The organism is Mesorhizobium sp. M1A.F.Ca.IN.020.03.2.1, from assembly GCF_004023205.1.
GTDB lineage: Bacteria > Pseudomonadota > Alphaproteobacteria > Rhizobiales > Rhizobiaceae > Mesorhizobium.
The window spans coordinates 1-7,297 of sequence record NZ_RZSV01000248.1; the positions used below are offsets into that span (position 1 = coordinate 1).

General features: G+C 65.1%; 5 protein-coding genes. 2 read left to right on the forward strand and 3 right to left on the reverse strand.

Annotation, left to right across the window (positions count from 1 at the left end):
* Together EOA79_RS26975 and EOA79_RS26980 are read right to left on the reverse strand one after the other, a co-directional pair.
* The coding region (locus EOA79_RS26975; RefSeq protein ID WP_128293461.1) for a trimethylamine methyltransferase family protein at positions 1-1,290 on the reverse strand (1,290 nt) is incomplete at its 3' end.
* Between the two features lie 12 nt (positions 1,291-1,302).
* A complete protein-coding gene (locus tag EOA79_RS26980) occupies positions 1,303-3,714 on the reverse strand; it encodes an FAD-dependent oxidoreductase (RefSeq protein WP_095823720.1) in 2,412 nt (803 codons plus the stop codon).
* A 113-nt stretch (positions 3,715-3,827) separates the two neighbouring features.
* On the opposite strand from EOA79_RS26980, the gene EOA79_RS26985 reads away from it, so the two are divergent.
* Together EOA79_RS26985 and EOA79_RS26990 are read left to right on the forward strand one after the other, a co-directional pair.
* Positions 3,828-4,466, forward strand: coding sequence for a TetR/AcrR family transcriptional regulator (locus tag EOA79_RS26985; RefSeq protein ID WP_067320941.1), 639 nt, complete (start codon positions 3,828-3,830; stop codon positions 4,464-4,466).
* A 168-nt stretch (positions 4,467-4,634) separates the two neighbouring features.
* Entirely contained in the window at positions 4,635-6,791 is a 2,157-nt protein-coding gene (locus EOA79_RS26990; RefSeq protein ID WP_095800162.1) for a penicillin-binding protein 1A, read from the forward strand.
* Positions 6,792-6,848: 57 nt separating this feature from the next.
* Here the strand turns inward: EOA79_RS26990 and EOA79_RS26995 are convergent.
* The coding region (locus tag EOA79_RS26995; protein WP_128293462.1) for a DUF930 domain-containing protein at positions 6,849-7,297 on the reverse strand (449 nt) is incomplete at its 5' end.

Below are 7,297 nucleotides of genomic sequence, written 5' to 3' on the forward strand. Positions count from 1 at the left end.
CACCTCGGCAATGGCGTCGAAACCAATGGCGTCGGCATCACCCGGTGTCGTGGCGCAAAGCTCGGCGACGGTCTGCAGCGCCTCGATGTCGGTAATCAGCTTTTCGAACGAGACGCTCAAGCCGCCCTCCAGCCAGCCTGCCGCATGGATGCAGACGGTGGCGCCGGCAAGCACCGAGCCCCATAGCGCGAACTGCGTCTCATGCGCCGCCTGCGCGTCGGAGACATTGGCGGCGCTGCCGCCGCCGGAACGCCAAGGCAAGCCGGTGAAGCGCGCGAGCTGGCCGGCGCCCAAGGTCGCCTTGATGTGCTCCGGCGTGCCGAAGGCCGGCGCGCCCGACTTCATGTCGACATTGGAGGAAAACGAGCCATAGACCACCGGAGCGCCGGGGCGCACGATCTGGGCGAGCGTCAGCCCCGCCAGCGCCTCCGCATGCTGCAGGGTCAGCGCGCCGGCGACCGTGATCGGCGCCATGGCGCCCGCCAGGCAGAAGGGCGTGATGATCGACACCTGGCCGAACCTGGCGAAGTCGATGATGCCTTGCGCCATCGGGATATCGAGCTGGCGCGGCGAATTGGTGTTGATGACGGTGTAGCAGAAGGCGCCGTTGCGAAATTCGTCCTCCGAGAGGCCGCGCGCCAGCCGGACCATCTCAAAACTGTCCTCGACCTGCGGCGTGCCGCGCGCGAAGACGAAGGGAAACTTGTCGGACAAGGTGAGCTGCGCGCGGCCGGTGGCAAAGTGGCGAAAGCGCGTGTCGACGTCCTGCGGCTCGATGCAAGGGCCGAGCATATGCAGCACGTCGAAATGCTGCAGGAGCTTCATGAATTCCTCGAAGGCGGCGAGCGTGCCCGGCCGCCTTCCGCGCTCGAGATCGGTGACGTTGGGCGCGCCGGAGCCGGCGAGGAATGTCATGGACCCAAGCTCGAGGATAAGGTCACGGGAGCGGGCGCCGCCATAGGCGGGGATCGAGCGCGGCGCGGACGCCAAGGCTGCCTCGACCATGTCGCGGCCGATCCGCACCATCTGGCTGTCCTCGTCGACCAGGGCCCCGGCCTTGGCAAGAATGGCGCGCGCCTCCGGCAGCAGCACCTTGATGCCGAGTTCTTCCAGCACGCGCAGCGCCGTGTCGTGGATTGCGGCGACCTGATCGTCGGAAAAGACCGGCTGCGGCAGGAAGGGGTTCTTCAGCGAACGATAGTTCGGGCGGCGGCTGGACTCGCTACCGGCCTCGCCGGTGCGTCCGCGCCGGCGTTCGCGCCTCTGATCGCGTGCGGCCTCATCAATCATGCCCAATCCCCCCTATTGCCGCATTGCCTCGCCCTTGGGGTCGTAGGGCGAGGCCGCGATGACGCGCGCCGGCCGTTCGACGCCGACAATGTGGACGGAAAGTTGCGTCCCCTCCCCGGCGAAATCGTCATCGAGCAACGCCAGGGCGACGCTCTTGCCAACCGTGTAGCCGTAGCCGCCGGAAGTGACGAAGCCGACGCGCCGGCCCTTGTGCCAGACAGGCTCGAAACCGCTGGCGTCGGCGTCGACGGCATCGACTTCCAGGGTCACGATCCGCCGGGCGACGCCCGCCTTGTGCTCCTTGAGAGCTGCTTCGCGGCCGACAAAATCGCCCTTGTCGAAGGCGACGAACCGGTCAAGGCCGGTCTGGCCGGGCGTGTAGCCTTGGGTAAACTCGCGCGACCAGATGCCGAAACTCTTCTCCAGCCGCAGCGCGTTGAGCGCGTAGTAGCCGATCTCGGCGAGACCAAGATCTTCGCCGGCGGCGAGCAGCGTCTCGCGCAGCGTCCCGTGCAGGGTGGCCGGGCAATTGATTTCGAAGCCGAGCTCGCCGGCGATCGACAGCCGGGCGACCCGGGCGCGAACCATGCCGATGTCGAACTCGGCGCAGGCCATGAACGGCAGGGTTTTGGCGGAGACGTCCTGGTGCGTGGTGCGTTCGACGACCTTCCTTGCATTCGGCCCGGTCACCAGGAAGCCGGACATCGCGTCCGAGATGTCGTTAACCGAGACGCCGTCCGCCATGTGCGCCTCGAACCAGCGCATGTGGAATTCGCGCAGGTAATAGGAGCCCATGATCCAGTAGTCGCCGCCGCCCCAGTTGAGCACGGTAAGGTCGCCCTTCAGCCTGCCGTCATGGCCGAGCATCGGGGCAAGCTTCGCGCGCCGAGGCTTCGGCAGTTTGCAGGCAAGCAGCCGGTCGAGCCAGGCCTCGGCGCCGGGACCGGACACGGCGTAGCGCGAGAAGGCCGTGGTGTCGACGAGGCCGGCGGCGCGGCGCACCTGCAGCACCTCATCGCCAACGATGTCGAAGGCGTTGGAGCGCTTCAGCGTCGTCTCCTCGCGAAAACCCATTGGCGCGAAATAGGCCGGGATTTCCAGCCCCCATGAGGCCATCCACTCGGCGCCGGCCGCGCTCATGCCGTCGTAGGCGCCGGGCCGCTTCAGCGGCCGGCCCGCCGGCAGCCGCTCGTTGGGGAAGGTCATGACGAAGCGACGGGCGTAGAACTGGCGCGTGGTTTGCCTGAGATACTCGCGGTTGGCGGCGAACGCGCCGTAGCGGGCGATGTCCATGCCGAAGATGTCGGCCTGCGGCTCGCCGTAGATCATCCATTCGGCCAGCGACTTGCCGACGCCGCCACCCTGGCTGAAGCCGGCCATGACGCCGCAGGCGACCCAGTAGTTCTTCAAGCCACGCACCGGGCCAACCAGCGGATTGCCGTCGGGGGTGAAGGTGAAGGCGCCATTGACCCATTTGCGGATGCCCGCCTTGGCCAGGCAGGGGAAGCGCTGATACGCCTTCGAAAGCTCCGGGCTGATGCGGTCGATGTCCTCGGGGATCAGCTCGATGCCGTAGTCCCAGGGCGCACCGTCCATGTTCCAATGGTTTGGGTTCTGCTCGTAGACACCGAGCAGCACGCCTTTGCGCTCCTGCCGAAGATAGGAGAAGCCGTCGAGATCGACGGCAAGGCCGAGCTCGTTGTCCAGGGCAGCGACCTCCGGAATGTCCTCGGTGACGAAATAATGGTGCTCCATCGGCGTCACCGGCAGGTCGACGCCTGCCATGAGGCCGACCTGCTTGGCCCACAGGCCGCCGGCGTTGACGACATGCTCGGCGACAATCGCGCCCTTCTCCGTAACCACATCCCAGCCGCCGTCCGCGCGCTGCCTGAGCTCGATCACGCGGTTGCGCAGGATCACATCGGCGCCGCGCTTCTTTGCGGCGCCCGCATAGGCGTGCGTCGTGCCGTAAGGGTCGAGATGGCCTTCGTTGGAATCGTAAAGGCCACCCAGCACATCGCTGACATCGACGATCGGGCAGATGTCCTTGATCTCCTCGGGCGTCACCAGGCGGGCCGTCTCGATGCCCACCGACTGGAACACCGCCCAGGCCGATTTCAGCCATTCCCAGCGCTGCGGATCGCTTGCCATGTTGACGCCACCGGTCATGTGCAACCCGGCATCCTGGCCGGACTCGGCCTCGATCTCGCGGTAGAGCTTGATCGTGTAGTCCTGCAGCGCCGCGACATTGGGATCGGCGTTCAGCGCATGGAAGCCGGCCGCCGCGTGCCAGGTCGATCCGGCCGTCAACTCGGCGCGCTCGATAAGCGCCACGTCGCTCCAGCCGAAGCGCGTCAGGTGATAGAGCACCGAGGCGCCGACCACGCCTCCCCCGATGACGACTGCCCGGTAATGCGATTTCACGAGCCTCTCCCTCTCGTTGGAGAGCCTTACGATACACGTCCTGTACAGGAGTGTCTAGACACAAGTGTACAGATCGCTTGCGCGCCGCTTCCCGCCATGCCTATTGTGCGGCCATGATCATGACCGCCCCGCAGGCCGAACCGGTTCTCGGCAACATCAAGGTCACGCGCTCGGACTGGATCAATCTGGCGCTTGAGACGCTGGTTTCAGACGGTATCGAGAGCGTGCGCGTGCTCACCCTCGGCCAGAAGCTCGGCGTGTCGCGCTCAAGCTTCTACTGGTATTTCGAAAGCCGGCAGGATCTGCTCGACCAGTTGCTCAAGCATTGGCACGACACCAACACCACTGCGATCGTCGAGCGCGCCCGGCGCCCCGCCGAAACCATCATCATGGGCGTGATGAACGTATTCGAATGCTGGGCCGACGAGCGCCTCTTCGACCCGAGGCTCGATTTCGCCGTGCGCGAATGGGCGAGGCGCTCGGCAGACGTGCGGCAGATGATCGACCAGGCCGACGACGAGCGCCTCAGCGCCATCCGCGACATGTACCGCCGGCACGGCTACGACGACGAGGACGCCTTCATCCGAGCGCGTGTGCTCTACTACATGCAGATCGGCTATTACGTGCTCGACCTCAAGGAACCGGTCGAGGCCCGCGTCAGCCATCTCGCCGCCTATCTGCGCTCCTTCACCGGCCAGGAGCCGACCGAAGCGGATGTGGCGCATTTCATGCGCTTCATCGCGGCGCGCTGATGACTACCCGCCGTTCACGGCCGATTGACCTCCATTCAACAAAGCTTGTGCTGTGGCTTCGCTGCCCTTGTGAGCAGTGATAAAATGGTCGAATAGTTTGGCAGGGTGCCACCTGAAACTGCCCGCATGCTGTTTTCGGGCGAAAGCGCATTGGGGCGGAAGTCTGGAATGCCAACTCCTTCGAAACCACGCAAGAGAAGAGGCCGGATCGCCTCGGCGGCTCTTGCCGTCGATGCGTGGCTCGATTCCTCGCTCTACGAGATCAGCTTCAAAGCGCGCGAATTCTGGGAGGCCGCAACCATCTTTTCCCGCCGCTTCCGCCTGCATGGCTGGCGGCGCGCCATCATCGAGGTGCTGAGCGAAGGGTTCACCATGGGAGCCGGCGGCTTCGTGGTGCTGTTGGCGCTGGCCATGCCGGCGTTCGAGATCACCGCCGGCGATTGGCGCAACCAGGGCGATTTCGCCGTCACCTTCCTCGACCGCTACGGCAACGAGATCGGCCAGCGCGGCATCATCCAGCGCGATTCCGTGCCGGTCGACGAGATGCCGGATATCGTCATCAAGGCGGTGCTGGCGACCGAGGACCGCCGCTTCTTCGATCACTACGGCATCGACGTTCTCGGCCTGTCGCGCGCGATCTTCGAGAATGTGCGCGCCAATTCGGTGGTCCAGGGCGGCTCCAGCATCACCCAGCAGCTGGCCAAGAACCTGTTCCTGTCCAACGAGCGCACCTTGGAGCGCAAGATCAAGGAAGCTTTCCTGTCGCTCTGGCTGGAGGCCAACCTCTCCAAGAAGGAGATCCTCCAGCTCTATCTCGACCGCGCCTATATGGGCGGCGGCACGTTCGGCATCGAGGCGGCGGCGGATTTCTATTTCGGCAAGAGCGTCAAGGACCTGAACCTCGCCGAGGCGGCAATGCTGGCCGGCCTGTTCAAGGCGCCCACCAAATACGCCCCGCACATCAACCTGCCGGCCGCCCGTGCGCGCGCCAATGTGGTGCTCTCCAACCTTGTCGACGCCGGCTTCATGACCGAGGGCCAGGTGCTGCAGGCGCGGCTGCATCCGGCAGATGTCGTCGACCGCGGCGAGCAGAAGAGCCCCGACTATTTCCTCGACTGGGCCTTCGACGAGGTCAAGAAGATCGCCAAGCCCGGCCAACACTCGCTGGTCGCCCATACGACCTTCGACGCCAATATCCAGAAAGCGGCCGAAGAGTCGGTCGAATTCCATCTCCGCCAGTTCGGCAAGGAATACAACGTTACCGAGGGCGCGGTGGTGGTGATCGAGACCAACGGCGCGGTGCGCGCCATTGTCGGCGGCCGCGATTATGGCGCCAGCCAGTTCAACCGCGCCACCAAGGCGCTGCGGCAGACCGGGTCGTCGTTCAAGCCTTATGTCTATGCCACAGCGATGGAGCACGGCTTCACGCCGGACTCGGTGGTTTCCGGCGGCGCCGTCAGTTGGGGCAGTTGGTCGCCACACAATTACAATGGCGGCTCGGCCGGCAACGTCACGCTGCTCACGGCTATCGCCAAGTCGATCAACACCGTGCCGGTGCGGCTCGCCAAGGACTATCTCGGTATCGGGCCGATCAAGGCGATGGCCGAATCCATGGGTGTCGAATCGCCGCTGGAATCGCACAAGACCATGGTGCTCGGCACGTCCCTCATGACGGTGATGGACCAGGCGACAGGCTACAGCGTCTTCGCGCAGAACGGCTTCGTCGGTTCCCGGCACGGCATCACGCAGCTCGTTACCCGCACCGGCGACGTCGTCTATGACTGGGCCAAGGACGCGCCGCCGCCGCACCGTGTGCTGTCGGAAAAAGCTCTGAAATACATGAACACCATGCTGGCCGCGGTGCCGGCGATCGGCACGGCGCGGCGCGCGCAGCTTCCCAACATCGTCGTCGCGGGCAAGACCGGCACCACGCAGTCCTACCGAGACGCCTGGTTCGTCGGTTTCACCGGCAACTACACGGCCGCCGTCTGGCTCGGCAATGACGATTTCACGCCGACCAACAACATGACCGGCGGGTCGCTGCCGGCGATGGTCTGGCAGCGGCTGATGGCCTATGCACACCAGAACATCGATCTGAAGCCGATCCCTGGCCTCGATCATCCCTGGGTCGACCCGGAGGTCGCGGCCAAGGCCGAGGAAGAGGCGAAGAAGGAGGCCGCTGATGCCGCGGCGCAGGCAGAGGCCGAGCGCCCGCCAGTGCTTTCCAGCCGCACCACGCAGACGCTGAGGGCAATGACCAAAGCCTTCCAGGCGGCACCCGCTCTCAACGCACCTACCCTGCCGGAGACGCTGTCCGCGCTTTGAACCTTCGTTCGACGCATGCGCTTGCCCCGAAACCGGTCCCACTTTCGAGTGAAATACTTAGCGGAGACTAGGCAATCTCAGCCCGGCCCATTCGCCGGGTGGGATCTCAGCCCCGACACGGAAGTTGAACGACAAGACCCTTGTCGCACCGGCGTCGACCTCGCACCGGAAGCTCAGGCGGTACCATGTGGTTGCCGTGCTGAAGGCGGCCACCGGAGGGTTAAGGACATTGCCCACCTTCAGCGGAATGGATGGCAGCCATTTGGGAGAATAGGAGGCGCCCTGCAATTCCTCGTTCAAAACGCTGCCGCAAAGATTGGCAACCCGCTGGTCGCGAGGCACCTCGCTCATAGAGCTTGTGGCCAGCGCGTCGCCGGTAGCGCCCTGCGAATAGAGCTTTCGAACACCCGGAAGGCCGGAATAGATCGGCGACGCAGCAACGGCGGCGTTGGTAGAACTTGGCGTCCCGGCGCTCTTGCTTCGGAACTTCGAGATCTTTGCCGGCC

Bases quoted from the DNA above. Each gene is read 5' to 3' on its own strand.
- EOA79_RS26985 (WP_067320941.1), top strand. From the start codon at position 3,828: ATGATCATGACCGCCCCGCAGGCCGAACCGGTTCTCGGCAACATCAAG.
- EOA79_RS26990 (WP_095800162.1), top strand. From the start codon at position 4,635: ATGCCAACTCCTTCGAAACCACGCAAGAGAAGAGGCCGGATCGCCTCG.